The organism is Candidatus Methylomirabilota bacterium, assembly GCA_035260325.1.
Classification (GTDB): Bacteria; Methylomirabilota; Methylomirabilia; order Rokubacteriales; family CSP1-6; genus AR19.
On the sequence record DATFVL010000249.1, the window covers coordinates 1 to 25,226 of the forward strand.

Annotated in this window: 23 protein-coding genes; 15 read left to right on the forward strand and 8 right to left on the reverse strand. The window is 71.7% G+C overall.

Annotation, left to right across the window (positions count from 1 at the left end; genetic code table 11):
• The 8 genes from VKG64_15915 to VKG64_15950 form a co-directional block, all read left to right on the forward strand.
• On the forward strand, positions 1-982 hold a 982-nt coding region (locus VKG64_15915), incomplete at its 5' end, for a hypothetical protein (GenBank protein ID HKB26523.1).
• A gap of 4 nt (positions 983-986) precedes the next feature.
• Positions 987-3,641, forward strand: coding sequence for a valine--tRNA ligase (locus VKG64_15920; protein ID HKB26524.1), 2,655 nt, complete (start codon positions 987-989; stop codon positions 3,639-3,641).
• A gap of 13 nt (positions 3,642-3,654) precedes the next feature.
• Entirely contained in the window at positions 3,655-4,401 is a 747-nt protein-coding gene (locus VKG64_15925; GenBank protein ID HKB26525.1) for a biotin--[acetyl-CoA-carboxylase] ligase, read from the forward strand.
• Positions 4,385-5,167 (forward strand): type III pantothenate kinase, encoded by a 783-nt coding sequence (locus VKG64_15930; protein HKB26526.1) that lies wholly within the window; start codon positions 4,385-4,387, stop codon positions 5,165-5,167. Before VKG64_15925 ends, VKG64_15930 begins: the two co-directional genes overlap by 17 nt.
• Positions 5,168-5,281: 114 nt before the next feature.
• Complete coding sequence (locus tag VKG64_15935) at positions 5,282-6,442, forward strand: GuaB3 family IMP dehydrogenase-related protein (GenBank protein HKB26527.1); 1,161 nt, start codon at positions 5,282-5,284, stop codon at positions 6,440-6,442.
• A gap of 14 nt (positions 6,443-6,456) precedes the next feature.
• Entirely contained in the window at positions 6,457-8,010 is a 1,554-nt protein-coding gene (gene guaA, locus VKG64_15940) for a glutamine-hydrolyzing GMP synthase (GenBank protein HKB26528.1), read from the forward strand.
• A 15-nt stretch (positions 8,011-8,025) separates the two neighbouring features.
• Entirely contained in the window at positions 8,026-11,904 is a 3,879-nt protein-coding gene (gene dnaE, locus VKG64_15945; protein HKB26529.1) for a DNA polymerase III subunit alpha, read from the forward strand.
• Positions 11,888-12,859, forward strand: a complete 972-nt coding sequence (locus VKG64_15950) for an acetyl-CoA carboxylase carboxyltransferase subunit alpha (protein HKB26530.1) — start codon at positions 11,888-11,890, stop codon at positions 12,857-12,859. Before dnaE ends, VKG64_15950 begins: the two co-directional genes overlap by 17 nt.
• A 10-nt stretch (positions 12,860-12,869) precedes the next feature.
• Here VKG64_15950 and VKG64_15955 read toward each other — a convergent pair whose 3' ends face one another.
• Positions 12,870-13,862 (reverse strand): sugar-binding domain-containing protein, encoded by a 993-nt coding sequence (locus VKG64_15955; GenBank protein ID HKB26531.1) that lies wholly within the window; start codon positions 13,860-13,862, stop codon positions 12,870-12,872.
• Positions 13,863-13,951: 89 nt separating this feature from the next.
• Here VKG64_15955 and VKG64_15960 point away from each other — a divergent pair, with 89 nt between their 5' ends.
• A complete protein-coding gene (locus tag VKG64_15960) occupies positions 13,952-15,460 on the forward strand; it encodes a fructose 1,6-bisphosphatase (protein HKB26532.1) in 1,509 nt (502 codons plus the stop codon).
• Here VKG64_15960 and VKG64_15965 read toward each other — a convergent pair.
• Positions 15,457-17,139: an adenylate/guanylate cyclase domain-containing protein gene (locus tag VKG64_15965; protein ID HKB26533.1), complete on the reverse strand. Its 1,683-nt coding sequence runs from the start codon at positions 17,137-17,139 to the stop codon at positions 15,457-15,459. The two genes, VKG64_15960 and VKG64_15965, sit on opposite strands and share 4 nt — an antisense overlap.
• Before the next feature lie 122 nt (positions 17,140-17,261).
• Between VKG64_15965 and miaB the strand changes: the two genes are divergently transcribed.
• From miaB to VKG64_15995, 6 genes are read left to right on the forward strand one after another with little or no spacing between them, the layout of a single operon-like run.
• A complete protein-coding gene (gene miaB, locus VKG64_15970) occupies positions 17,262-18,605 on the forward strand; it encodes a tRNA (N6-isopentenyl adenosine(37)-C2)-methylthiotransferase MiaB (GenBank protein HKB26534.1) in 1,344 nt (447 codons plus the stop codon).
• Positions 18,590-19,096, forward strand: a complete 507-nt coding sequence (locus VKG64_15975) for a bifunctional nuclease family protein (protein HKB26535.1) — start codon at positions 18,590-18,592, stop codon at positions 19,094-19,096. The genes miaB and VKG64_15975 overlap by 16 nt, the downstream gene beginning before the upstream one ends.
• 11 nt (positions 19,097-19,107) lie before the next feature.
• Entirely contained in the window at positions 19,108-20,268 is a 1,161-nt protein-coding gene (locus VKG64_15980; protein HKB26536.1) for a glycosyltransferase, read from the forward strand.
• Positions 20,265-20,537 (forward strand): hypothetical protein, encoded by a 273-nt coding sequence (locus VKG64_15985; GenBank protein ID HKB26537.1) that lies wholly within the window; start codon positions 20,265-20,267, stop codon positions 20,535-20,537. The genes VKG64_15980 and VKG64_15985 overlap by 4 nt, the downstream gene beginning before the upstream one ends.
• The gene (locus tag VKG64_15990; GenBank protein HKB26538.1) at positions 20,534-21,832 is read left to right on the forward strand and encodes a phenylacetate--CoA ligase; all 1,299 of its coding nucleotides are present in this window, start codon (positions 20,534-20,536) and stop codon (positions 21,830-21,832) included. The genes VKG64_15985 and VKG64_15990 overlap by 4 nt, the downstream gene beginning before the upstream one ends.
• A 29-nt stretch (positions 21,833-21,861) precedes the next feature.
• Positions 21,862-22,683: a Phenylacetic acid catabolic protein gene (locus tag VKG64_15995; GenBank protein HKB26539.1), complete on the forward strand. Its 822-nt coding sequence runs from the start codon at positions 21,862-21,864 to the stop codon at positions 22,681-22,683.
• 223 nt (positions 22,684-22,906) lie between these two features.
• Here VKG64_15995 and VKG64_16000 read toward each other — a convergent pair whose 3' ends face one another.
• The 6 genes from VKG64_16000 to VKG64_16025 form a co-directional block, all read right to left on the reverse strand.
• Positions 22,907-23,218, reverse strand: coding sequence for a hypothetical protein (locus tag VKG64_16000; protein HKB26540.1), 312 nt, complete (start codon positions 23,216-23,218; stop codon positions 22,907-22,909).
• Positions 23,219-23,268: 50 nt separating this feature from the next.
• On the reverse strand, positions 23,269-23,889 hold the full coding sequence (locus VKG64_16005) for a tetratricopeptide repeat protein (protein ID HKB26541.1): 621 nt from the start codon (positions 23,887-23,889) through the stop codon (positions 23,269-23,271).
• Positions 23,886-24,302, reverse strand: a complete 417-nt coding sequence (locus VKG64_16010; protein HKB26542.1) for a polymer-forming cytoskeletal protein — start codon at positions 24,300-24,302, stop codon at positions 23,886-23,888. Before VKG64_16010 ends, VKG64_16005 begins: the two co-directional genes overlap by 4 nt.
• Positions 24,299-24,502, reverse strand: coding sequence for a hypothetical protein (locus VKG64_16015; GenBank protein HKB26543.1), 204 nt, complete (start codon positions 24,500-24,502; stop codon positions 24,299-24,301). Before VKG64_16015 ends, VKG64_16010 begins: the two co-directional genes overlap by 4 nt.
• 76 nt (positions 24,503-24,578) lie before the next feature.
• On the reverse strand, positions 24,579-24,821 hold the full coding sequence (locus VKG64_16020) for a hypothetical protein (protein ID HKB26544.1): 243 nt from the start codon (positions 24,819-24,821) through the stop codon (positions 24,579-24,581).
• An 87-nt stretch (positions 24,822-24,908) separates the two neighbouring features.
• Positions 24,909-25,220 carry a Rieske 2Fe-2S domain-containing protein gene (locus VKG64_16025; protein ID HKB26545.1) on the reverse strand — a complete coding sequence of 104 codons (312 nt, stop codon included), beginning with the start codon at positions 25,218-25,220 and terminating at the stop codon, positions 24,909-24,911.
• Positions 25,221-25,226 lie beyond the last annotated feature (6 nt).

The window sequence follows — 25,226 nt, forward strand, 5'->3', positions numbered from 1 at the left end:
CGGCGCGGCGGGCGTCCCCGACCGCCTCGAGCGCTTCCGCGAGCTCGCCCTGTCGCGCCAGCGCGTCGTCCAGCTCGACGTCGACGGCGCACCCGACACCGACCGCGAGATGCTGGCGCTCGTCGACGAGGAGATCGTCGAGAACCTCGCGACCGGCGGCCCGTTCGCGTCCACCGCGTTTCTCCAGGACCGGCTGGACGCCTTCGGCGACGCCTGGGGCGCCGCCGCGCTGAGCGTCGTGCGCGTGGACCGCGTCGTCGTGGGCGCCTTCCAGCTCTCGGACGCCCCGGGCGCGAACACGGTGCGGATCTACGGCCGCTTCCACGGCCAGCCGGCGCTCCTCTCCACGATCCACCGCGACGGCCGGCCGAGCGTCTATCCGCTCCCGCCGGCGCCGGGGGGCGCTCCGCAGTTCCTCGCCGCCTGGGAGGGCGCGGCCTCGGGCCGGGGCACGCGCGCGCTCCGGCTCGACCTCGTGCGGCAGGAGGGTGACGGGGTCCGCGTCGCGTGGACGACGGCCGACGTCTTCGATGGGCCGCTCCTCGCGCGCTCGTACCACGTCCACGGTGGTGAGATCCGCGTGCGCTACGAGCTGCACTACACGGGCTGGACGCCGGGGTGCGCGGGACAGACGGAGGCGGAGGACGTCTTCCGGCTGGGCGGGGACGGCACCGTCGTCCGGGTGAGCCGCACGTACCACGACGGCTGGCACCGGGACCTGCACGAGACGGTCGCGCGGCTCTTCGCGGCGCTCGCCGCGGGGGAGACGGACGCGCTCGCGCGGCTCGTCCCCGACGCCCGGCTGCGCGATCGGCTCCCCGCGTCGCTCCGGCCCGAGCCCGCGTGCGACGCGGCCGAGGGGAGCCCGGCGTCACGCACCGTGTCGGTCGCCGCGAGCCGGGAGCGATCGCCGTGGGAGCTCGTCTTCCGGCGCGCGCGGGACGGCTGGCGGCTCGTGCGCGCGGCCCCGGTGCTAGAGTAACTGGATGGAGCCCCGCGCGTCGCTCTCCCCGCAGGCGCCCATCTCCGACCGCTACGAGCCCGCCGAGGTCGAGAAGCGCTGGTACCCGGTCTGGGAGGAGCGGGGCTACTTCCGTGCGGATCCCGGCGCCCCGGGCAAGCCGTTCTCGATCGTGATGCCGCCGCCGAACGTCACGGGCGCGCTCCACTGGGGGCACGCGCTCGACAACACGCTCCAGGACGTGCTCGCCCGCATGAAGCGGATGGACGGCTGCAACACGCTCTGGCTCCCCGGAACCGACCACGCGTCGATCGCGGTCCACATGGTCCTCGACCGGCAGCTCGCCGCCGAGGGAAAGACCAAGGAAGATCTGGGCCGCGAGGCGTTCCTCGCGCGCGCGTGGAAGTGGAAGGAGGAGGCCGGCGGCACGATCACCCGACAGCTCAGGCGCCTGGGCGCGTCGTGCGACTGGACGCGCGAGCGCTTCACGATGGACCCCGGTCTGGCCCGGGCGGTGCGCGAGGCGTTCGTCCGCCTCTGGGAAGAGGGGCTGATCTACCGGGACGATTACATCGTCAACTGGTGCCCGCGCTGTCAGACGGTCCTGTCCGACATCGAGGTCGAGCGCGAAGAGCGCGACGACGAGTTCGTCTACATCAAGTACGGTCCGGTCACTCTCGGGACGGTGCGGCCGGAGACGAAGCTGGGCGACACCGGCCTGGCCGTGCACCCCAAGGACAAGCGCTACGCGCATCTGGTCGGCCAGACGCTCGAGGTCCCGTCCGTGGACGGCACGGTCTCGGTGACGGTGGTCGCGGACGACGCCGTCGATCCGAAGTTCGGCACCGGCGTGATCAAGGTGACGCCCGGGCACGACCCTGTGGACTTCGAGATCGGCCGCCGCCACCACCTCCCCGTCAAGACGGTCATCGGCTTCGACGGACGGATGACCGCCGAGGCGGGCCGCTACGCGGGCCTGGACCGCTTCGAGTGCCGCAAGCGCATCGTCGAGGACATGAAGGCCCTCGGCCTGATCGAGCGGATCGAGCCCTACCGGCACGCGGTCGGCGTCTGCTACCGCTGCAAGACGGTGGTCGAGCCGCTCGTCTCCAAGCAGTGGTACCTGCAGGTGAAGCCGCTCGCCGAGGCCGCGATCAAGGCGGTGCGCGAGGGACGCGTCAAGATCTTGCCGCGCAGCTGGACGAAGACCTACTACCACTGGATGGAGAACATCCGGCCCTGGTGCATCTCGCGCCAGCTCTGGTGGGGGCACCGGATCCCCGCGTGGCACTGCGACGCCGACGGCTCGATCCACGTGTCGCGCGACGACCTGACGTCGTGTCCGACCTGCGGCGGGCCCCTCCGGCAGGACCCCGACACGCTCGACACCTGGTTCTCCTCCGGCCTCTGGCCCTTCTCGACCATGGGCTGGCCCGACGTCACCGCCGACCTCCGGACCTACTATCCGACCTCGGTCCTCATCACGGGACCCGACATCCTCTTTTTCTGGGTCGCGCGGATGGCGATGCTCGGCATCCACTTCATGCAGGAGGTGCCCTTCCGCGACGTGTACCTCCACGCGATCGTGCGCGACGCCGAGGGCCAGAAGATGTCGAAGTCCAGGGGGAACGTCGCCGACCCGCTCGAGGTGATGGCGAAGTACGGCACCGACGCCTTCCGCTTCACGCTCGTGGCGCTCGCGGCCCAGGGCCGCGACATCCGGATCTCCGAGGAGCGCATCGAGGGCTACCGGAACTTCGCCAACAAGATCTGGAACGCCGCGCGCCTCGTGCTGTCGAACCTGGAGGGTTTCGACGCGGCGCTGGCCCGGAAGACCCCGCCGGCGCTGGCCGACGCGTGGATCGAGAGCCGGCTGGCGGCGACCATCGCGGAGGCGCGGGCCGCGCTCCGGCGCTACCGGTTCAACGACGCCGCGTCGGCGATCTACCGCTTTCTCTGGCACGAGTTCTGCGACTGGTACCTCGAGATCGCCAAGCTCTCGCTCTACCGTCCCGAGAGCCCGGGGCGGCGCGCGCGGACCCAGGCGACGCTCGTTCGGGTGCTCGAGACGACGCTCCGCCTTCTGCACCCGTTCATGCCGTTCATCACCGAGGAGATCTGGCAGCGGCTCCCGCACAAGGGCGACTCGATCATGATCGCGCCGTATCCGCGGGTGGGAGGGAAGCAGCGCGACGCCCACGCCGAGCGCGCGATGACCGCGGTCATGGACCTCGTCACCGCGCTGCGCAACATCCGCGGCGAGATGCGGATCGCGCCCGGCGTCACGCTGACCGCGACGCTCCGTCCGAGCCGGGACGCGGCGGGGCTGTTCACCGCGAACGGCGCGCTCGTCGAGCCGCTGGCGCGGGTCCGGCTGACCGTCGATGCGCGCGCGACACGACCGCGGAGCTCGGCGATGGCCGTCCTCGGCGGGTCGGAGCTCTACGTGGACCTGGCGGGGGTGGTGGATCTCGCGGCCGAGCGCCAGCGGCTCCAGAAGGAGATCCGCAAAGTGGAGGAGACGGTCACGTTCCTCACGGCGAAGCTCGGCAGGCCCGAGTTCGTCGAGCGCGCGCCGGAAGAGGTCGTCGAGCGCGAGCGCGAGCGCCTCGCGGAGCAGGAGACCCTCCGCGCCAAGCTCACCGCGAGCCTGGGCTGGCTTGATGACGGCGCCCGCTAGGCCGTCGCCGCGCGTGGTCCGCCTCGCGACCGTCGAGTCGACGCAGGCGGTCGCCTGGCGGCTCGCCGCCGAGGGCAGCCCGGACCGCACCGTCGTCGTCGCCGACCACCAGTCGGCGGGCCGTGGCCGGCGGGGCCGCGCCTGGACCGCCGCGCCCGGGACGAGCCTGCTCGCGTCGATCCTCGTCCGCCCTCGCGCGCCGCTCGCGCTGTGGCCGGCGTTCTCGCCGACCACGGCGGTGGCGACCGCCGAGGCGCTGAGCCGAATCACGGGCCTCCGGCCGAGGCTCAAGTGGCCGAACGACGTCCTGGCGGGCGGGCGCAAGCTCGGCGGCATCCTCGTCGAGTCGCGCGGAGGCTCGGGCGACCCCGTCCTCATCGTCGGCGTCGGCATCAACCTCGCCCAGCGCGGGTTCCCGCTCGAGCTGGGGGGCGGCGCCACCTCGGTGGCGCTCGAGACGGGACAGGCACCCGGCCGCGACGCGGTCCTGGCCGCGCTGCTCGACGAGTTCGACGCGTGGCGCGCGCGCCTCGAGGCCGAGGGCTTCAAGCCCGTGCGCGAGCGCTGGCTCGCCCTCGCCGAGACGATCGGCCAGACGGTCACGATCGAGGGCGTCACGGGACTCGCGGTCGGCCTCGACGCCGACGGGGCGCTGCTCGTGGAGGACGCGGGAGGCATCCGGCGGGTCGTCGCGGGGGCGATCGAGAGCTCCGCGCGGGGATCGCGCGGGAGGAGGGTCACCGATGCTCCTCGTCGCTGACGTGGGCAACACCAACACCAAGATCGGCGTCTTCGACGGCGAGCGGCTCCTCGCGTCCTGGCGGCTGACGAGCCGGCGCGAGCAGACCGCCGACGAATACGGGATCCTCTTCGAGACGCTGCTCCGGACGCGCGGCATCCAGCCGTCCGTCCTCCAGGGCGTCGCGATCTCGAACGTCGTGCCGCCGGTGCAGCAGACGCTCGAGTGGATGTGCGAGACGTACTTCGGCCACGCCGCGTTCTTCGTCGAGCCGGGGGTGAACACGCGCATGCCCCTCGCCGTCGACGCGCCTCGCGAGGTCGGCGCCGACCGCTACGTGGACGCCTACGCCGCGACCGCGCGCTACGGCGCCCCGGTGATCGTCATCGACTTCGGGACGGCGACGACGTTCAATTGCGTGAACGCGCGCCGCGAGTTCATCGGCGGCGCGATCGCGCCGGGCCTCACGACTTCGGTGGAGGCGCTGGTCGCCCGCGCCGCCCGCCTCTATCGGGTCGAGCTCGTGAGGCCCAAGGAGGCCATCGGCCGCAGCACGGTGACGAACCTCCAGTCGGGCGCGATCTACGGCTACGCGGGCTTGGTGGACGGGCTCGTCGAGCGCATGCGCGCGGAGCTGGGCGCCCCGGCCCGCGTCATCGCCACCGGCGGCAACGCCGGCCTCCTCGCCGACGTCGCGCGCTGCATCGAGCAGGTGGACGAGCACCTCCGGCTCGAGGGCCTGCGCCTCCTGTGGCAGGAGGCCCACCCGTCCGGCCCCCGTCGTTGACAGGCTCGGAGGCCGCGCGTATAGTGTACGAAATGTAGTGGGTGGGGCGGCGGGCGATCCCTATATACGGGATCGGCGCAGGGCATGGGCGGCGGACCGAGGGGAGGGTGACCGATGGGCATGTGGGTCGGACGAGGGCGAAAGGCGAGGGTCGCGTACGGCTTCGATGACATCGCGCTCGTTCCCGGCACCGTGACCATCAACCCCAACGAGGTGGACGTCTCCTGGGAACTCTGCGGCCACCGGTTCGAGCTGCCGATCATCGCCGCCGCGATGGACGGCGTCGTCGGGCCGACGCTGGCCATGGAGATGGGCCGGCTCGGCGGCCTCGCGGTCCTGAACCTCGAAGGCGTGTTCTCCCGCTACGCGAACCCCGAGGACGTCCTCGACCGCATCGTCTCGGCGAGCCAGGAAGAGGCGACCAAGATCATCCAGTCGATCTACGGCGAGCCGATCAAGGAAGAGCTGATCCACCAGCGCATCCGCGAGATCAAGAAGGGCGGGGGGCCGGCGGTCGTCTCGTCCATCCCTCAGCGCGCCGAACGGTTCGCGCAGATCGCACAGGAAGCCGGCGCCGACATCTTCGTGGTCCAGTCCACGGTCACGACGGCCCGCCACATCGCCACCGAGTACACCCCGGTCGATCTCCGGAAGCTCAAGAAGTCGCTCGCGATCCCGCTGATGATCGGCAACGTCGTCACCTACGAGGCCTGCCTCGAGCTCATGGAGGTCGGGGCCGACGCGCTCCTCATCGGTGTGGGACCGGGCGCCGCCTGCACGAGCCGCGAGGTGCTCGGGGTCGGCGTGCCGCAGGTGACGGCCACGGCCGACGCGGCGGCGGCGCGCGACCAGCACTACAAGCAGACCGGGCGCTACGTGCCGATCGTCACCGACGGCGGCATGACGACCGGCGGTGACGTGTGCAAGGCGCTCGCGTCGGGCGCCGACGCGGTCATGATCGGCTCGGCGTTCGCCCGCGCCATCGAGGCGCCGGGCCGCGGCTACCACTGGGGCATGGCGACGCCGCACGCCAACCTCCCGCGCGGCACGCGGATCCGCGTCGGGATCGCGGGCTCGCTGGAGCAGATCCTGTTCGGACCGGCGTTCACCGAGGACGGCACGCTCAACCTCGTCGGCGCCATCCGGACCTGCATGGGCTCGGTGGGCGCCCGGGACATCCGCGAGCTGCAGATGACGGAGCTGATCATCGCGCCGACGATCAAGACGGAAGGGAAGGTCTTCCAGCAAGCCCAGAAGCTGGGACGGCCCCGGTAGCGCCGGGCGCCGGCATGATCGCGACCGACAAGATCGCGGTCCTGGATTTCGGCGGCCAGTACACGCAGCTGATCGCCCGCCGTGTCCGGGACATGAACGTCTACTCCGAGATCTTCTCCTGCACGCACCCGCTCGAGCAGATCCTCGCCGGCGGCTACAAGGGCATCATCCTCTCGGGCGGTCCCTCGAGCGTCTACGAGGACGGCGCGCCGCTCCCGCCGAAGGCGCTCTTCGAAGCGGGCGTACCGGTCCTCGGCATCTGCTACGGCATGCAGGCGATGGGATACCTCCTGGGCGGCCACGTGGTCCCCGCCGAGCGGCGCGAGTACGGCAAGGCCGACGTCGAGCTCCAGGGCCAGGGGAGCCGGCTCTTCCGCGGCCTCGAGCCCGACGCCCGGGGGTGCCTCACGGTCTGGATGAGCCACGGCGACACCGTGCTGCGCCCGCCCAAAGGCTTCACGGCGCTCGGCGCCACGCCGAACTGTCCGGTCGCCGCCATGGCGGACGAGCACCGCCGGCTCTACGCCGTCCAGTTCCACCCCGAGGTCGTCCACACGCCCCAGGGCAAGCGGATCTTCGACAACTTCCTCGACATCTGCGGGGTCGGCCGGACCTGGTCGATGGCGGGCTTCATCGACACGACGGTGGACGCGATCCGGGCCGAGGTCGGCGACCAGCGGGTGCTCTGCGCGCTGTCGGGCGGCGTGGACTCCTCGGTCGTCGCGATGCTGGTCCACCGCGCCATCGGCGACCAGCTCACGTGCGTCTTCGTCGACAACGGGCTCCTCAGGAAGGGCGAGGCCCGGGCGGTCGTCCACACGTTCCGGGACACGTTCAAGATCAATCTGATCCACGTCGACGCATCCAGACGATTTCTCGACGTTCTGCGAGGAGTCACGGATCCCGAGATGAAGCGGAAGAGGATCGGCGCCGAGTTCATCGGGGTCTTCGAGGACGAGGCACGGAAGCTCGGCCGGATCCCCTGGCTCGCCCAGGGGACGCTCTACCCCGACGTGATCGAGTCGGTGTCGTTTCGCGGTCCGTCGGCCACGATCAAGACCCACCACAACGTCGGCGGCCTCCCCACGCGGATGGAGTTCAGGCTGATCGAGCCCCTGCGCGAGCTCTTCAAGGACGAGGTCCGCCGGCTCGGCGAGCTCCTCGGACTGCCGCCGGAGATTGTCTGGCGCCAGCCGTTCCCGGGGCCCGGGCTCGCGATCCGCGTCCTCGGCGAAGTGACGCCCGACCGGCTCGAGATCCTGCGCGAGGCCGACGCGATCGTCCAGGAGGAGGTGCGCGCCGCGGGGCTCGAGCGCGAGGTCTGGCAGGCTTTCGCGGTGCTCCTGCCGATCCGGACCGTCGGCGTGATGGGCGACTTCAGGACCTACGCTCATGTCATCGCGCTCCGCGCGGTGATGAGCCAGGACGCCATGACCGCCGACTGGGCGCGCCTGCCCTACGATCTGCTCGGCAAGATCAGCAATCGCATCATCAACGAGGTGAAGGGCGTCAATCGGGTCGTCTTCGACATCTCGTCGAAGCCCCCGTCGACCATCGAGTGGGAGTAGGGCTCGCCGAGACCCATGCAGCACGCTGAGTTCGTCCACCTCCACGTCCACTCCGAGTACAGCCTCCTCGACGGCGCCGCCCGGCTCGAGAAGCTCGTCCAGAAGGCGAAGGACCTGCACTTCCCGGCGATCGCGCTCACCGACCACGGCAACATGTTCGGCGCGATCGACTTCTACCTGGCGGCGCAGAAGGCGGGCGTCAAGCCGATCCTCGGCTGCGAGCTCTACGTGGCCCCGGGGAGCCGGCGGGAGCGCGGGTCCCAGGACGGCGGCTACGAGGGCGCGAACCACCTGACGGTGCTCGTGCGCAACCGGAACGGCTACCAGAACCTCATCAAGCTCGTCTCGAAGGCGTACCTCGAGGGGTTCTACTACAAGCCGCGCGTGGACAAGGAGCTCCTCGCCGAGCACGCGGACGGGCTCCTCGTCCTCTCGGGCTGCCTCAACTCCGAGGTCTCGCGCCTCCTCGCGGCCGGCGAGACGCAGAGGGCGCGCGAGACGGCCGGCTGGTACCAGGAGGTCTTCGGCCGCGACCACTACTTCATGGAGGTCCAGGCCCACGGCCTCGAGGCGCAGGTGAAGGTCACCGCCGAGACGCTCGGGATCGCGAAGTCGGTCGGCGCCCGGATCGTCGGGACCAACGACTCCCACTACCTCGAGGGCGGCCACGCGAAGGCCCACGAGGCGCTCTTGTGCATCCAGACCGGGACGAATCTGAACGACCCGAGCCGCTTCCGCTTCGCGAGCCAGGAGTTCTATGTGAAGTCGGCGGAGGAGATGGCGCGGGTCTTCGCCGAACTGCCCGAGGCGTGCCGAAACACGCTCGCCGTCGCCGAGCGCTGCAACCTGACGCTCGACTTCGGCAGCTTCCACCTGCCGCGCTACGTCGCGCCCGAGGGCCACACGCTCGACAGCTACCTCCACGAGCTGGCGCGCGCTGGCCTCCGGCGGCGCTACGGCCCGAGCCCCGGCGACGCGATCGAGACGCGCCTGGCCCACGAGCTGGCCGTCATCGAGAAGATGGGGTTCGCCGGCTACTTCCTGGTCGTCTGGGACTTCATCCGCTTCGCACGGGAGCGGGGGATCGCCGTCGGCCCCGGGCGCGGCTCGTCGGCGGGCTCGCTCACGGCCTACTGTCTGGGCATCACGAGCATCGATCCCCTCCGGTACGGGCTGCTGTTCGAGCGGTTCCTCAACCCCGAACGGATCTCGATGCCGGACATGGACATCGACTTCGCGGACGACCGGCGCGACGAGGTCATCCACTACGTCGCCGACAAGTACGGCCGCGAGCGCGTCGCCCACATCATCACCTTCGGGACGCTCGGCGCGAAGGCCGCGATCCGCGACGTCGGGCGCGTGCTGGGCATGTCGTACGCCGACGTGGACCGGATCGCCAAGCTCGTGCCGAACTTCCCGCTCAACATCACGCTCGACGACGCGTACCAGAAGTCGCTGCCGCTGGCCGAGATGGTGAAGAGCCAGCCGTCGGTCCGCGAGCTGTGGGAGGTCGCGCGGACGCTCGAGGGATGCACGCGGCACGCCTCGGTCCACGCCTCGGCCGTCGTCATCTCGGACGAGCCGCTCGAGGCGCACATCCCGCTCTACAAGGACCCGAAGCGCCCGGAGCTGATCACGGGCTACGCGATGGGCCCGATCGAGAAGCTCGGTCTGCTCAAGATGGACTTCCTCGGGCTCCGGACGCTGACCGTTCTGGCAAACACGGTGGCGCTCATCACGGAGTCGCGCGGCACGACGATCGACCTGGATGCCCTGCCGCTCGACGACGCGAAGGCCTATCAGCTCCTCAGCGAGGCCAAGACGTTCGGCGTCTTCCAGCTGGAGTCGTCGGGGATGCGCGACGCGCTCCGGGGGCTCCGGCCCGAACGGCTCGAGGACGTCATCGCGATGGTCTCGCTCTACCGGCCGGGGCCGATGGAGCTCATCCCGGACTTCATCGCGCGCAAGCACGGACGCTCGCGGATCACCTACGAGCACCCGGCGATGGAGAAGTTCACGCGCGAGACGTACGGGATCATGGTCTACCAGGAACAGATCATGCAGATCGCCTCCGAGATGGCGGGCTTCACCATGGGCGAGGCGGACATCCTGCGCCGCGCGATGGGCAAGAAGGACCGCGAGCTCATGGCGAAGCAACGGGAGAAATTCGTCGCCGGCTGCGGCGAGCGCGCGATCCCGAAGGCGAAGGCCGAGCGCGTGTGGGAGCTCATGGAGAAGTTCGCGGGGTACGGGTTCAATAAATGTCTGAGCGGCGATTCTCAGATCGAGATGGCCGATGGTTCACGGAAGCGCATGATCGAGATCCGCGAAGGGGACGTGGTCCTCACAAAGGACGGCCCCCGTGAGGCCCGCGGTGTGCGGCCGAGCGGCGTGCGCCGGGTCGGGCGCCTGACGCTCGCCAACGGGATGTCGGTGCGGTGCACGCCCGACCATGCCGTGTTCACGCAGCGCGGCTGGGTGAACGCGGAGGAGTTGACGCCTGACGATTTGGTCACGTTCCTCGAGAAGCACGATCCCCTCACGCTCGGCTGCGCGCCATCGGAACCGTTCGTGTTCGACGGCGTCGAGCCGACGTACGACTTCGAAGTGCCCGGCGCCAGAAGCTTCATCGCCAACGGGATCGCGGTCCACAACTCGCACGCCGCGGCGTACGCGCTCGTCGCGTACCAGACCGCGTACTTCAAGGCGAACTATCCGGTCGAGTTCATGGCGGCGCTGCTCACCTCGGAGATGGGCGATACCGACAAGATCGTGAAGTACATCGAGGAGTGCCGCGCGATGGGGCTCCGGGTCGAGCCGCCGGACGTCGACGTCTCGGCGGTGCGGTTCAGCGTCGCCGGCGACACGATCCGCTTCGGCCTGGCGGCGATCAAGAACGTCGGCGAGGCGGCGATGGAGTCGATCCTCCGGACCCGCGCCGAGGCCGGCCCGTTCAAGTCGCTCGAGGACTTCTGCGCGCGCGTGGACCTGCGGCTCGTCAACCGGCGCGTCGTGGAGTCGCTCGTCAAGGCGGGGGCGTTCGACTCGCTCGGTCTCCCGCGCGCCCACCTCCTGGCGACCGCCGACGCCGCGCTCGAGAGCGGCCAGCGCCAGCAGCGCGACCGCGCGGAGGGCCAGTCCTCGTTCTTCGACCTCCTGCCGCCGGAGGCGGCGCGGCCGGCGTCCCCGCCCCTCGAGGTCACGCCCGAGTGGGACCAGGACCAGCGGCTCGCGTTCGAGAAGGAGGTCCTCGGTTTCTACATCTCGGGCCACCCGCTCGCCCGGTTTCGCGGTATCGTCGAGTCGCTCGGCATCACGACGACCGCCGAGCTCGCCGCGAAGGGCCACGGTGCGCGCGTGCTGCTCTTCGGCCAGGCAACGGGGCTCAAGGAGACGTCGACGAAGAGCGGGAACCGCATGGCGTTCTTCACCCTGGAGGACATGGACGGGACGGTCGAGGTCACGGTGTTCCCGGAGCCCTTCAGGGCGGCGGCGCCCGTCCTGCGCTCGCACGAGGCGCTGCTGGTGAAGGGGCGCGTGGACGACGGCGACAAGGGGCGCGTGGTCCTGGCGGACGACATCCGCCTCCTGGAGCAAGCGCTCGCGGAAGGGACCGGCCGCCCGCGGAACGGCGCCGCGGCGGGCGAGCCGAACGCGTGCCGGATGCGCGTGCCCGCGGGCGCCGACCCCGCGGCGGTGCTCGCGCAGCTCCGGTCGCTCTGCGCCGGGCATCCCGGCCGCGTCCCGCTCTTCCTGCACCTCGTCGTCGAAGCGCAGGAGATCGTCGTCCGGGCGCGCGGCCTCTCGGTGGACGCGAGCCCCGAGCTCGTCGCGGGGGCCGAGACGATCCTCGGGCCGGGCGCGGTCACGGTGGAGTATGCCGGACGCGCTTGAGTTCGAGCAGCCGCTCCTCGAGCTGGAGACGCGCATCGCGACGCTCCAGGCCCAGGAGGACTCGCCGAAGGTCCGCGACGAGATCGCGAAGCTCGAGGAGCGCCTGGAGCGCCTGCGCCAGAAGACCTACGCGGGCCTCAGCGCGTGGCAGCGCACCCAGCTCGCGCGCCACCCGAAGCGGCCGCACACGCGCGACTTCGTCCGGCTCCTCTTCGACGACTTCATCGAGCTCCACGGCGACCGGCTCTACGGCGACGACCCCGCCGTCGTGGGCGGCCTGGCGCGATTCGAGGGGCGGGGGGTCGTCGTCATCGGCCACCAGAAGGGGCGGGACACGCGCGAGAAGATCGCGCGCAACTTCGGCATGCCGAACCCCGAGGGCTACCGGAAGGCGCTCCGCCTCATGCGGCTCGCCGAGAAGTTCGCCAAGCCGGTCGTGACCTTCATCGACACGCCCGGCGCGTATCCCGGGCTCGGCGCCGAGGAGCGGGGCCAAGCCGAGGCGATCGCGCGGAACCTCCACGAGATGGCGGGGCTCCGCACGCCGCTCGTCGCCGTCGTGACGGGCGAGGGGGGGAGCGGCGGGGCCCTCGCGATCGGCATGGGCAACCGCGTGCTGATGCTCGAGTACGCGATCTACTCGGTCATCTCGCCCGAGGGCTGCGCCGCGATCCTCTGGGGCGACGCCGCGAAGGCGCCCGAGGCCGCGGAGTCCATGAAGATCACCGCGCCCGACCTCCTGCGGCTCGGCGTCATCGACGCGATCGTGCCCGAGCCGGTCGGCGGCGCCCACCGGAACTGGGACGCCGCCGCGGCGAGCCTCCGCGTCGAGCTGCGCGACCACCTGGGGGACCTCGCGGCCCTGTCGGCCGACGCGCTCGTGAGCGAGCGCTACGAGAAGTTCCGTCGCATGGGCGTCTTCGAGGAGGCGTCCATGCCGCGGGCGCGGTCCTAGGGGCCGGCCCTCAGGGCGTCCGCCGCAGGAGCGCCGTCGCCACGTCCTCGTCGGTGACGAGGACGTTCATGAGGCGGCCCGCCAGCGCGCCCCGCACCGCCTCGAGCTTGGCGCGCCCGCCCGCGATCGCGACCACGTAGCGGTCGGCGCGGCGTGAGAGCGCCTGGAGGCGGTCGCTGCCGACGGAGAGGATCCGCCGCATCAGCGCGCGGAGCTCGGGGCGGTCCACGATCCGGCCGTCGCGGTCGAAGGGCTGGTAGTTGATCTCGCCCACGACGCCGAGCTGGCGCAGCCGCCCGACGCTCACCCCGTACGCCTCGGCCAGCGAGCAGAAGCCCTGCGTCTGCTCGCCGATCAGGCCGATGCCGACGAGCGCGATGTCCACCGCCTGCGCGGCCTCGTAGATCGTACGGACGTCGGGATCGCGCAGCAGGCGCCGGCGCTCGCGCTCGATCTCGCCGAGCGAGAGGAGATGCTGGACGGGGAGCGCGTACGCCTGGACGTGCGGCCGGTACTTGGCCGCCATCATCCCGACCAGCGTGTTGGGGAAGAGGTCCACCTGCCGGAGCGTGCTCTCGCCCGACAGCGGGTAGAGGACGAGGTCGCGGAAGCGGCGCTCGCGGAGCTGGCGGATCGTCTGGTAGAGCGTGAAGCCGCAGGAGAGGCCGATCCGCATGCCGTTCCCCGCAATCTTCTCGAAGTAGGTCGCCGCCGCCGCGCCGAGCTCCTCCTTGAGGTCGCCGCGGCCCCCCGCGGCCACCACGACCGCGTCGCGCAGGCCGTAGCGCTCGACGAGCCCGGCCTCGAGCTCCTCCATGCGGGGGAGATCCAGCTCGACCCGGACCAGGCCGTCGTCGTAGGCGCGCTTGAGCAGGCGCGAGACCGTGGCCGCCGAGACGCCGAGCGCGCGCGCGATGTCCTTCTGGCTCTTGGCCTGGCGGTAGTAGAGCTCGAGGCAGCGGACCGTCTGCCGGAGCTCACGGCTCTGCGAAATTAATTTCATATCCAGTAACTTCTTGCTTGACGGGTCCCAGTGTACCCGTTATCCTCGGCCGAATCACCCCACTTCCGATTCCGCGCAAGGAGGCGTGCATGGGCGCCCGACGCTACGGCCAGGCCGACGGGAAGGCGATCAGGCTGACGGAGTACCACCAGTCCAAGGACGAGCTCGACGGGCTCCCCCGGACCCTCGCGGAAAGGGTCACCGTCACCAGCACGCCGAACATCTTCTCGTACAAGGCGTACGTCTTCGCCAAGAACCCGGCCCTCGTCCAGCGCTACATCAAGGCCACGAAGGCCGACGTCGGCGGGGTGGGCGGCCACGTGGTCGCGGCCGACGAGGTGAAGTCGATCATCGCGAAGTACGTCCTGGAGAACAACTGGGCCGGGAAGGAGGCCATCTTCACCTCGCTCGTCGTGACGCACACGGGCGACGACGTCGCCGTGACGGGGATCATGGCCGAGAGCGTCGACATGTCGGTGGTGGACCGGCTCATGTGGGACGCGCTCCAGGAAGGCGCGAAGAAGGCCGCCGAGCTCGGCCTCTACGGGCCGGGCCAGGACCTCGTGGCCGACGCCTTCACGGGCAATCTCCGGGGCGCGGGCCCGGCGACGGTCGCGCTGCCGCTGCCCGTCCGCAAGGAGAACGCCTCCCAGACCGTCCTCGTGTCCTTCGCCGACAAGACCGAGCCGATGGCCTTCAATTACTACGCGACCGGCGCGTACCTCCTGCCGCGGTTCAACACCGGGCTCATCATCGCCGCGTCGAAGATGAAGCGCGGCTACCTCATGGAGATCGTCGACCTCGACACGAAGGCCCAGGCCATCGAGGCGGGCGCCCACCCGCGCGATCAGCGGGCGCTCGACGGCAAGATGGAGGAGCTCGCCAAGGGACTTCAAGAAAAGGTCATCACGCTGCGCGCGCCCGAGGACCTCTACGACATCGAGGGCCTGACGCGCGCTTCGCGCTTCGTCATCGCGCGCATCTGGAGCCGCAACGAGAAGGGCGAGCGTGACGAGCTCGGCTACATCTGCTCGGCGGAGCGGCTGCACAACATCAAGACCAAGAAGGGCTTCACCTACGGCGGCAAGGACGACCCGGTGCTCCTCGCCTTCGCGCAGGGGGACTGGCCGGCGCCGGGCGAGATCACGTCGCCGTGGGCGGCCGCGCCGATGGTCGCCGGCGACTGCCGCGGCAGCCACAACCTCCACATCCTGCCGATGCCCATCAACTCCCAGACGTCGTACTGGTCGGGCCCGATCCTCTCGGCCATCACGTGCTCCGTGAACATCCACACCGGCCGGATCGGCGCGATCTCCGACCAGTTCGCCCTCGGCACGCCGTGGGACGAGGTCCGACGGCGGGCGTCCGAGCTCGCGATCCAGTTCCGCCTCGCCCACGGCGTCAAGCAGCCGGCGACGCTCCACGAGGAGGAGCTCGAGTACCAGGAGGGCTGGAAGGAGCGTCGGAACCGCCTCGAGCGCCAGTTCGAGATGAAACCGCCCCTGACCTTCGGCGGCAACGGTCACGGCGCGAACGGCGGCAAGGGGAGTGCCCGGGCCGGCGCGCGGCGCGGCGGCCGCCCCGAAGAGATCGACTAGCGCTCCGGCTCTCCGCCCCGGCGGGCGGGGAGCGCGAGCGCGCCCGCGTCGGCGACGACGCGGATCGCCAGCGGCTCGCGCCGGTTGCGCACCGTGACCTCGTGGCGCGGGAGCGCCGAGACGTCGAGCCCCGCCCGGCGCGCCACCTCCTCGGAGACGACCAGCTCGCCCGCATAGTCTTTCGTGAGCTGCTCGAGCCGGCTCGCCACGTGGACCGTGTCGCCCACCGCCGTGAGGTACTCGGTCTCCTCGAAGCCCATGCGCCCGACCACGGCGGGCCCGACGTGGACGCCGATGCCGATCCGGAGGGGCGCGCGGAGCTCCTCGGCGAGCGTCGCGCTGAGCGCCCGGACGCTCAGCACGATCTCGCGCGCGGCGGCGAGGGCCCGGCGGGCGCCGTCCTCGGGCCCGCTGTCGACGCCGAACAGCGCCATCACGCCGTCGCCCGCGAACTGGTTCGCGACGCCGCCGGAGCGCTTGATCGCGCCGCCGACCGCGGCGAAGTACTGGTTCAGCAGGAAGACCACGTCATAGGGGAGACGGCGCTCGGCGATCCGGGTGAAGCCCCGGAGATCCGCGAAGAGCACCACGATCTCCTGCTCTCGTCCGGCGCCCGGCGCCGCGGAGCCGAGAGCGGCGGCGGGGCCGACGCCCGCGGGCAGGAGCGGCACGACGGAGAGGTCGCCTGTCGGACGGAGCTGGCAGGCGAGCCGCACGCCGGGCGCCGCGCCCACGCGCGTGAGGACGCGGATCTCCGCCGCGCTCGCCGGCGGCAGGAGCTCGGCCCCCTCGCCGACGCGCACCCGACATGTCGAGCAGCGCCCGCGGCCCCCGCAGACCGACGCGTGCGGGATCCCGGCGCGGCGGCTCGCCTCCAGGACCGTGAAGCCCACCGGCACCACGGCCCGCCGGCCCTCGGGATACGCGATGCGGACGACGCCGCCGCGCCGCGCGCGGAGCCGCCGCGCGGCGCCCGCGAGGAGGACCAGCGCGAGGCTCCCGCCGACGGCCGCGAGCAGCCGTTCGCGCACGCGCTCCTGCAGCTCGCGGTCGGCCGGGCTCCGGGTGTCGGGACCGCGCACCATGACGTCGAGCCAGCCGGGCTCGCGCGCGCGCCGCGCCGCCTCCTTGCCCGCCTCCGCGAAGCCCAGGACGGCGAGCGCGGGCAGGAGGACGGCGGCCACGAGGAACGTCCGCGCCGCGCGCGGGTACCAGGGCCTGAGCCGCAACCAGAAGTGGAGCCCCATGCAGCCGTGCGTCCACGCGATCGCGACGAGCGCGATCTGGCGGACGCCGGCGGCCGGATCGAACATCCAGAACACGGAGACGACGCGCGCGTACGTGTCCGACGTGCCGAACAGCGTCCACGCGAGCCGCGTCCCGACGAGATGGGGGACGAGCAGCGGCGGCATCGCGAGCCCGAAGAGGAGCTGGAGCGCCTCCCAGCGCGGCAGGCGGAAGTGGCGGCGCCGGTAGAGGGACCGGAGGGCGAGGATCCAGTGGATCACGAGCGAGCCGTAGAGGAGCAGCGTGCCGAGCGGGTTGCGCCAGAGCAGGAGGAACCACGCGCGGCCCGCCTCCTGCGCGGCGAGCGAGTGGAGCCCGAGCGCATGGTTCAGGAAGTGCGTGACGAGGAACGTGAAGAGGACGACGCCCGTCGCCGCCCGGAGCCAGGCCATGAGCCATCCTACCCGAGGACGCCGGCGCGCCGACGCCGCGACGCCGGCCGCGCGAATTGACTTCCCCGGAAGCGAGTGCTACGGTCAGCTTCAGCGCAAACCGTGGATTTCCTGGACACCTCATGCCCAAACTCCACCTCATCACCTACGGCTGCCAGATGAACGAGTACGACTCGGAGCGCGTCGCCGGGCTGCTCCGCGGCGAGTGCTACGAGCTCGTGGCCGACGAGCGCGAGGCCGACCTGATCATCGTCAACACCTGCGCGATCCGCGAGAAGGCCGAGGAGAAGGTCTTCTCGAAGCTCGGCGAGCTGCGCGCGCTCAAGACGCAGAAGCCGGGGCTCGTCATCGGCGTCATGGGCTGCATGGCCCAGCTCCACCGCGAGGCGATCCAGCGTCGCGCGCCCGTCGTGGACCTCGTCTTCGGCTCGCCCGCGATCGCGCGCGTCGCCGAGCTCGTGGAGCGGGCGCGGCGCGAACGGCGCCCGGTCCTCGAGACGGGTGAGGGGCCACTCGTGAAGATCACGGCGCGACCGCCGGCGGCCTCGCGCCTCCGCGCCTTCGTCACCGTCATGGAAGGCTGCGAGAAGCACTGCACCTTCTGCGTCGTCCCGCGCACGCGCGGGCGCGAGCGCAGTCATCCGCCCGACGCGATCCTCGCGGAGATCCGGAGCCTCGTCGCCGAGGGCTGCCGCGAGGTGACGCTGCTCGGCCAGACGGTCAACGCGTACGGGCGCGACCTCGCGCCGCCGACCGACCTCGCCGAGCTGTTCGCCCGCGTCAACGACGTCGAGGGCATCGCCCGCATCCGCTTCACCACCTCCAACCCCTACAACCTCACGCCCCGGCTCATCCGCGCGCTGCGCGACGTGCCGAAGGTGTGCGAGTGGTTCCACCTGCCGCTCCAGTCGGGCTCGGACACGGTGCTCGAGCGCATGAACCGCGGCTACACGCGGGCGCGGTACCTGGCACTCGTGGACGCGATCCGCGACGCCGTGCCGGAGATGGCGTTCTCGACCGACCTGATCGTCGGCTTCCCGGGCGAGACCGAGGCGGACTTCGAGCGGACGCTCGAGATGGTCGAGCGCGTCGGCTACGACAACGCGTTCGTCTTCCGGTACTCGCGCCGGCCGGGGACGCCGGCGGCGGTCATGCCCGAGCAGGTCCCCGACGAGGTCAAGGCCGCCCGCAACGCGCGGCTGCTCGAGGTCGTGAACCGCGTGACCGCGGAGCGGAGCCGCCGCCTCGCCGGGCGCGCGCTCGAGGTGCTGGTGGACGGGACGTCGAGGAAGAACACGGGGGAGCTCACGGGGCGCACCCGGTGCAACCGGGTCGTCAACTTCGACGGGCGGGGGCGCGTCTCGGTCGGCGACCCGGCGTGGATCCGGGTCACCGAGGCGATGCCGCACAGCCTGCGCGGCGAGCTCGCCCAGCGACCGGAGGAGGCCGCATGTTTGTCGAAATGAAGGTCCGCGGGCTGGCGCTCGATGCGGTCTCGAACATGCCGATCATCATCCTGCGCGACGAGGAGGACAAGCGCTCGCTCCAGATCTGGGTCGGGATCTTCGAGGCGAACGCGATCGCACTGGAGCTCGAGAAGGTCGCGCCCCCGCGGCCGATGACGCACGACCTCATCAAGAACATCCTCGAGGCGATCGACGCTCGCGTCCTGAAGGTCGTCGTCACGGACCTCAAGGAGAACACCTTCTTCGCGGTCATCCACCTGCAGGTGGGCGAGACCGAGTACACGGTGGACTCGCGGCCGTCGGACGCGATCGCGCTCGCGCTGCGCGTCGCCGCGCCGATCTACGTGGACGAAGAGGTGGTGCGCAAGGCCAAGAGCCTCGAGGTGACGAAGGAACCCACCGAGCCCGCCAAGGCGGACGACCCCGAGCAGCTGCGCGAGTGGCTGCAGAACATCAAGCCGGAGGACTTCGAGAAGTTCAACAAGGCCTAGCGGGCAGCCCGGTGCGCGTCGCGCTCTTCACGAACAACTATCTCCCGTTCTGCGGCGGCGTCACGGTATCGGTCGAGACGCTGCGCGCGGGGCTCGAGGCCGCGGGCCACGAGGCGTGGGTCTTCGGGCCCCGGTTCGCGGGCGCGCCCGAGAGCCGACCGCGCGTCGTCCGCTACCCCTCGATCCCGGCCATGACGTACCCCGAGTTCGCGCTCGCCGTCCCGTACTCGCGCCGGATCGCGCGCCGGGTCGCGGCGCTCGACTTCGACGTCTTCCACGCCCACCATCCGTTCCTCCTCGGCCCGGCCGCCCGGCGGCTGGCGCGTCGCGCGCGCCGACCGCTCGTGTTCACCTACCACACGCGATACGAAAAGTACGCGCACTACGTCCCGCTCCGCCGCCCGCTGGTCGAGGCCCTGGCGCTCGCGCTGAGCCGCCGCTTCGCCGCGAGCGCCGACGCCGTGATCGCGCCCTCGGCCGTCATCCGCGACGAGCTCCAGGCGCGGGGCGTCGCCGCGCCGATCGCGGTCGTGCCGACGGGCGTGGACCCAAGCCACTTCCGGCCGGGCGAGCGCGCGGCGGCGCGCGCCGGCCTCGGCCTGCCCGCGGAGGATCCGCTGCTCCTCTACGTCGGGCGCCTCGACCGGGAGAAGAGCGTGGACCGCGTCCTCCTCGCCTTCGAGCGCGTGGCGTCCACGCTGCCGGCGGCGCGGCTCGCCCTCGTGGGGCGGGGGACCGAGGCCGAGCGCCTCGGACGCCTCGCCGGCGCCCTGCCCGGGGCCGACCGGATCCGCTTCCTCGGCGCCCGCCCGCACGCGACGCTCCCGCTCTACTACCAGGCCGCCGACGTGTTCCTCTTCGCCTCGGAGACGGAGACGCAGGGCCTCGTCCTCGCGGAGGCCGCGGCCTGCGGCGTGCCGGCGGTCGCCGTGAGCGCGCCCGGCTGCGACGAGGTCGTGCGCGACGGGGAGACCGGCGTCCTCACCAAGAGCGACCCGGCGGCCCTCGCCGAGGCCGCCATCGGCCTCCTCCTCGATCCCGCGCGGCGCCGGAGCATGGGCGCCCGCGCCCGCGAGGTCGCGGTGCGCGAGTTCGACGTGCGCTTGCAGATCGCCCGGACCCTCGACGTCTACGCGGCGGCCGCCGACCGGCGGCGGGAGCGCGGCGCGTGATGAACCGCACCAAGGAGACGCACGAGCGGATCCGGGCCGAGATCGCCCGGGAGAAGGCGGCGGCGCTCGGCGGCCGCGCGGCTCGCGGCGAGGCGCCGGGCGAGCCCCGCCACGACCGCGCGCGCCTGCTCGGCGAGTACGACGACGCCCGCGCGCGGGCCCTCCACGCGCGCCTCGCCCTCGTGATCCAACGCGAATCGGTCGGGCTCCGCCAGCACCGCGCGGTGGACCAGCAGTTCCCGGAGCCGCCGCGCCGGCCGCCGGCGTGATCTGGAACCGCGAGGCGGAGACGCTCCCGCGCGAGGCGCGCGAGCGGCTCCAGCTCGCGCGCCTCCAAGAGACGCTCCGGTGGGCGGTCGAGCGCGTGCCGTTCCAGCGCGCGCGGCTCGGCGGGGCGACCGTCAAGACGCTCGCGGACCTCGCCCGCCTGCCGTTCGTCGGCAAGAACGACCTGCGCGAGCAGTACCCCTTCGGCCTCTTCGCGGTGCCCGCCGCCGAGGTCGCGCGGATCCACGGCTCCTCAGGCACCAAGGGCAAGCTGACGGTGGTCGGCTACACGGCCGGCGACCTCGAGGTCTGGCGCGAGGTGATGGCCCGGTGCATGACCGCGGCGGGGGCGCGGCGTGGCGACATGCTCCACGTCGCGTTCGGCTACGGGCTCTTCACGGGGGGGCTCGGCTTCCACGACGGCGCGGAGCGGATCGGGATGACGGTGGTCCCCGTCTCCTCCGGCAACACCGCGCGCCACCTGCTACTCCTGCAGGACTTCCGGCCGGCGGGCCTCTGCGGCACGCCGTCCTTCGTCCTGCACATCGCCGAGAGCCTCGTCGCCGAGGGGGGCGATCCGCGGGCGCTCGGCCTGCGGTACGGCATGTTCGGCGCCGAGCCGTGGAGCGAGGGGGTCCGGGTCGCCCTCGAGCAGGCCCTCGGCTGCCCGGCGTTCGACATCTACGGGCTCTCCGAGATCATCGGGCCGGGCGTGGCGGGCGAGTGCGAGGCGCAGGCGGGCCTCCACGTCCAGGACGACCATTTCCTTCCCGAGGTCGTCGATTCCGCGAGCGGCGAGGCGCTGCCGCCCGGCCGGGAAGGGGAGCTCGTGCTCACGACCCTCACCAAGCGCGCGATGCCGCTCGTCCGCTACCGGACGGGCGACATCACGACGCTCGTCGACGAGCCCTGCCGCTGCGGGCGCACGTCCGTCCGGATGGCGCGCGTCAAGGGACGCTCGGACGACATGCTGGTGGTGAAGGGCGTGAACCTGTACCCGTCCGAGGTCGAGCGCGCCCTCCTGGAGGTCGCCGACCTCGCCCCCGAGTACCGGCTGATCGTGGACCGCAGGGCCACGCTCGCGACGCTCGAGGTGGAGGTCGAGCCGGCGCCGGCCGTCGTCGCGCGCTGCGGGGGCTTCCACGCCGAGCACCCCGAGATCGTCGCCCTGCGGGCGCGCGCGGCCGAGCGCCTGCAGCGGGCGATCGGGCTTTCGGTGCGGCTCACGATCGTGGCCCCGCGGACCCTGCCGCGCTCGGAGGGCAAGGCCGTCCGCGTCGTCGAGCGGCGCGAGTAGGGTATGCTGGGACCGGGAGGCCTCACGCCATGAGCGACCCGGCGCGGGAGATGCTGGCGAAGATCGAGAGCGGCGTCCGGCTCGAGTCCGCCCAGGAGATGACCGCCGAGTACCGCGAGAACCTCGTCCACCTGATGACCATGCAGGCCGACTCCGAGCTCGCGGGCGGCTACGGCTACGTGCCCTGGATCACGAAGGCGCCGACCGTCGAGGAGAAGCACGTCGTCGCCCAGATCGTGAAGGACGAGCTCCGCCACGCGACGGTCATGTACGGGCTCCTCGCCGACCTCGGGTTCGACGTCGAGGCGCACGTCCGGCAGCACGACGAGATCTTCACCATGCGGATCGCCGCCGACGCCGACATCGGGACGCGGCGGATCACGACCGACAAGCGCGTCAATATTTTCTACTACCCGATCGACACCTGGCCCGACTTCATCTTCTTCAACTTCTGCATGGACCGCGGGGCGGGGCACCAGCTCGAGGACGTCCGCCGCTGCTCCTACGGCCCCTGGGTGCGCGCCATCGACGGCATCTTCAAGGAGGAGAAGTTCCACATCCGCCACGGCGAGCACTGGGTCCAGAAGCTCGCCGGGGACCCGGCGACCCACGCCGAGGCCCAGGCGACGTTCCAGAAGTGGTACATCCGCACGATGAACATCTTCGGGCGGCCGGGCTCGCCGAAGAACGAGGTCTACCGGCGCTACCGGCTCAAGCTCCGCGACAACGACGAGGTCCGCCAGGCCTTCGCCCGGGAAGTGAAGGAGCTCTGCGAGAAGTTCGGGCTCGCCGTCCCGCCGTGGAAGCCCACGTGGGCCGAGCTCCCCGAAGAGGCCCACATCCCGGGCTAGCCGCCCGCCCCCGGTCGAGCGCCGCGCCGGACGCCGGGCCGCAAGACTTAACATAATACCTCTTATCGGAAGCTAAGCGCCGCCGCCGCCCGTGCATCATCATCCTCCGGCTTCTATCCCTGCCCGGCGTGGTGAGGTAAATCCTCAATGCGTCCGTGGGCCGCGTCGAGGGTTTTACCTGAGGTCTTCGGAAGCGCGGAGCGGCAGGCGCGCCCGTCGCCGCTCAGGCGCTGACGGTCTTACCGAGGCTCTGGACCGATCTGAAGGCTTTGAGGCCGGCCGTCTTCGATCCCTTGGTGTCGCAGATCTTGCACGGGCCGTCGACCTTCGCGCGATAGCCGGCCGCTCCGGCTTCGTCGGTCGCCATCAGCACCGCCATGCGGTACAGGACGCGCGCCTCGCCGTCGACGGCTTCCGCCCAGCAGTCGGTGCAGTACCACTCGCCCGGATGCCGGTCGAGGAACTGCAGCGCGACCGCCGCCTCGAGACCCAGCGGCTCTTCCCGGTAGCTCATCGCCCTCGCCTTGGCGTCCACAGCTTCACTCTTACCAGGGCTTCGCACCGCCGTCCATTCGGGGATCGACCTCAGCTCGCGCCGAGGCTCGTCAGGCGGGCTCGCACGTCCTGCGCGCGCCGGGCCTGCGGGAGCTCCTTGAGCAGCCGCCGGTACGTCGCGATCGCCTCGGCCTTCTTGCCGGCGAGCTCCTGGCTCCGCCCGAGATCCATCAGGAGCGTCTCGTAGTAGAAGTCCGGCGGGTTGAGCCGCCCGAGCGCTGTCCCGTAGGCGTCGACGGCCTTGGCGTAGTCGCGCTCGGACTCCCATGTGTAGCCGATCCCGGCCTGAGCGAGCGTCCTGAGGGTCGCCGACGACGCGCGGGCGGCGGCGATCGTGTACGCGGCGCGCGCGGCGGCGTACTCCCCCGCGTCGAAGCGGAGGGCGGCGAGCTGGTGGGCGGCCTGGCCCGCCGCGTCGGACGACGGATGGCGCGCGAGCATCGCCTCGAGCGCGCGCACGGCCGCGGCGCGGTCCTCGGGCTTGGCCTGCGGCGCCTGCGCCAGCCGCACGCGTCCCAGCGCGCCCGCGTACTCCGCGCGCGCGCGGCTCTGCTCGGTCCGGACCCAGACCCAGCCGAGCGCGCCGAGTGCCAGCACCACGACGATGCCGGCGGCGCCCGCGACGAGCGTGCGGCGCGAGAGCGCGATCACGCCGGCGGGCGCTCGGGCGCGGCGGGCCGGTCGATCCAGATCTCACCCTTCACGGTCGCGCCGTCGGCGGCGGCGAAGCTGCCGCTCTTGACGGTGCCCGTGAGCGAGCCGGTCGGCAGGATGTCCACGCTCGCGTCGGCGGAGAGGTTGCCACGGACCGCGCCCCCGATCACGATGGTCCGCGCGCTGATGTTGGCGTCGACGCGCGCCTCGGGCCCGACGTGCAGCGCGCCGTCCAGCACGATGTCGCCCTCGAACTGGCCCAGGATCGTCAGCGCGCCCTCGCCCTGGATCTCCCCTTTCAGCCGGATGCCGGAGCCGAGCGTGGTCGGCGTGCCCGACGGCGACGCGAGGCTCCGCGCGACCGAATCGGCCGCGGCGGCGAGGCCGAGGAACCGCAGCAGCGCTCTCATCGCACGCGAAGCCCTTTCCGGTACTGCCGCCCGCACGCGCCGCAGCGCCGCCAGCCCTGGGCGACACGACGGACGAGGTGGCCGCAGTGAGGACAGCGCTGGTAGACGCGCCACCCGACGACGAGAAGGCCGACGCCCGCGGCGAGCGCCACGCCGATCACCAGCGGTGGCGCGGACAGGACGGCGTCCACGGCAAGCATGCTAGGAGTGGGCGGGGCGGGTGTCAAGAAACGCGGCGCCCGGAGCGTCCGAGCGCCGCGGCGGCAGGAGTCCGGGCTACTTCAGCTTCTCCAGAGCATCCTTCGCGACCTTCTCGGCGTCGGCGTGCTTGCCGGCCTTGTGGAGCTCCATGGCCTGGGCCGCGGCATCCTTGGCGGACGCGGCGGTGGCGTCGTAACGGGTCGCGGTGGCGGTGTTGATCTGGGCCACCAGCTTCGGGCACTGGAAGGCCAGCGCCTGACCGACGAAGCCGAGCAGCACGAGCGCGACGAGCACGAACATCAGGGTCGAACGCTGCATGGAGTCACCTCCCCTTGAACGCTGGAGCGTTGCCCACGGTCCGGAGCGTAGCCGGCATTGTAACCTCCCGGCGCCCGCCGCGGTTCCCTAAAACTCGACGAAGACCGCGCCGTTCTCGACGACGACGGGAACGCAGGCCACACCGACCGCGGGGTTGTTGACGTTGGCGCCGGTCGTGACGTCCCAGCGCCACGCGTGCCAGGGGCACGTGACGACCCTGCCCTCGAGGTCCCCCTCGCCCAGCGGGCCGCCGCGGTGGGCGCACGCGTTGTCGATCGCGTAGAATCTGCCGTCCACGTTGAAGAGGGCGAGTGTCCTGCCGTCCGCCTCGACGACCCGGCCCTCGCCCGGCTCGACGTCGCCCACGCTCGCGACCCTGACCCGTCGCCCTCCCGCCATCGGCGT